The organism is Sphaerisporangium sp. NPDC004334 (assembly GCF_053602655.1).
In genome coordinates this window covers 1-2,006 of the sequence record NZ_JBSGDZ010000080.1, presented here as the reverse complement: position 1 = coordinate 2,006, position 2,006 = coordinate 1, and the positions used below count along the sequence as shown (strand labels likewise).

Below are 2,006 nucleotides of genomic sequence, written 5' to 3'. Positions count from 1 at the left end.
CCTGACCCTCGCGCCGCTGATCTCGGCCTGGGGACGCCGTCCGGAAGAGCACGCGCCGGCACCTGGTAGATGACCGTGAAAGTGTGGTGTCGCGGATGGCCGACGGGTGGTGATCCCTGGCCTGCGCCGTCGTCATGCGATACGCGCAGGGTGGCGCGCTCGTCAGGGCCGGACGTGCCGTCGGGAGGCTGTCGCGGTCATGAAGGTCGCTGTGTCCGATCACTGCTTCGGGACGTCTATCTGGCCGTTGGCGATTTTCTGTTCCACCTCGTCCAGGCGGGCCGTGATGTCGTCGATGTGGTGGCCGGTCGTGGTGTAGGCGAAGCCGTGGGACTTGATGCCGTAGACGTTGCGGCCGGGTGTCGTGGAGCCGGTGGAGAAGTCCTTGAGGTAGTCGAAGACGACCATGTCGACGCGCTTGATGATCGAGGTGAGGACGACATTGCGCATCGCGTCGTCCGCGGCGTGGGCCTCGTCACCCTCGGCGCCGATGACATGCCCGCCGGCCGCCTCGGCGGCTCGCATGACACCGAGGTTGGAGTCTCCCGCCGCCTGGTAAAGCACATCGGCCTGCGCGCGGAACAGGCCGGCCGCGACGGTCTGGCCTTGGTCGGGATCGTTGAAGCCGCCGAAGTCCGGGTAGCGGGTCACGTACTTCACGTCGACCTTGATGTCCGGCTTGACCGACCGGGCGCCCGCGACGAAGCCTGCGGCGGCCCGTTCGATCGGTCCCTCGTCATTGACCGCTCCGACGAAGCCCAGGTGCCCGTTCTTCGACTTCAGGGCTGCCGCCACGCCGGCGAGGAAGCCGCCTTCCTGCTCGGCGAAGACCAGGTTGGAGATGTTGCCTCCCTTCGCCTCCTCGCTGTCGACGATCGCGAACGTGGTGTCGGGGAACTCGGTCGCGACGGCTTTGACCACCTCGGAGTAGGCGTAGCCGATGGCGATGATCGGGTTGTGTCCACTCTTGGCGAGTACTCTCAGTCGCTGTGCCTTCTGCTCCTCCGTCTCACCCGCCTTCGCCGCCAGTTCTTTGACCTCGCGTGCGCCGAGTTCCCGCTTGGCGCGTTCGATGCCCTGGACGGCCGAGTCGTTGAACCACATGTCACCCCGGCCGCCGATGTCCAGGGCGATGCCGACCTTGTCCAGCTTGCCGGCGACGGCGGCGATGGCGGAGGAGGAGGCGGTGGCTCGGCGGGAGGCGGAGGGAGTGGAGGGAGTGGAGGGACCGGCGGAGTCGATGGGGTGGCCGCCAGGCGATTTCCACAGCCAGATGCCGGCCATGACCGCAAGAGCGAGCAGCACACCCAGCCAGGGGACCATCGCGCGCGGCCTGACGCGGCGGTGTCGTCCGGTCTGGGGCGGACCGGCTGTGGTCCCCGCCGTCGCCACCTTCACCTGTGACGAAGGCGGCGAGACCGGTGATGCGGTGGCGGTGGTGGAGGGCAAGACGCGCTGCAGCGAGGCCGCGTCGTGGCCGACCAACTGCAGCATGATCTCGGCGGCCGTGGGTCTGTCCTGCGGGTTCTTGGCCAGGCATCGTCCGAGCAGTGGACGCAGCGGCTCCGGGACCTCACTGAGGTCGGGGTCGGCGGTGAGGACGGCGTGCAGGACGGACGGCACGCTCGCGCCGCCGAAGGCACGGCGGCCGGTGGCCGCGAAGACCATGGTCACCGCCCAGGCGAAGACGTCGGCCGGGGGGCCGACCTGCTCGCCGGCGATCTGTTCGGGCGCCATGTACATCGGGGTGCCGGTGACCCCGCTGCCGGTGACCCCGCTGCCGGTGACCGTCAAGGAATCCAAGGCACGGGCGATGCCGAAGTCGATCACACGCGGCCCGTCGGGGCCGAGCAGCACGTTGCTCGGCTTGAAGTCGCGGTGCACGACGCCCGCCTGATGGATCGCCGCCAACGCGCCGGCCGTGCCCAGCGCCAGCCGTACCAGCTCGTCCCCACTGAGCGGCCCGCGTTCCCGGACCCGCTGCTCCAGCGAGGCGCCCTCGACGT

1 protein-coding gene is annotated in these 2,006 nt (G+C 69.3%); it reads right to left on the bottom strand.

Annotated features, from left to right (window positions below; genetic code table 11):
- Nucleotides 1-219 precede the first annotated feature (219 nt).
- On the bottom strand, nt 220-2,006 hold a 1,787-nt coding region (locus ACWEN6_RS40820), incomplete at its 5' end, for a BMP family ABC transporter substrate-binding protein (protein WP_452577584.1).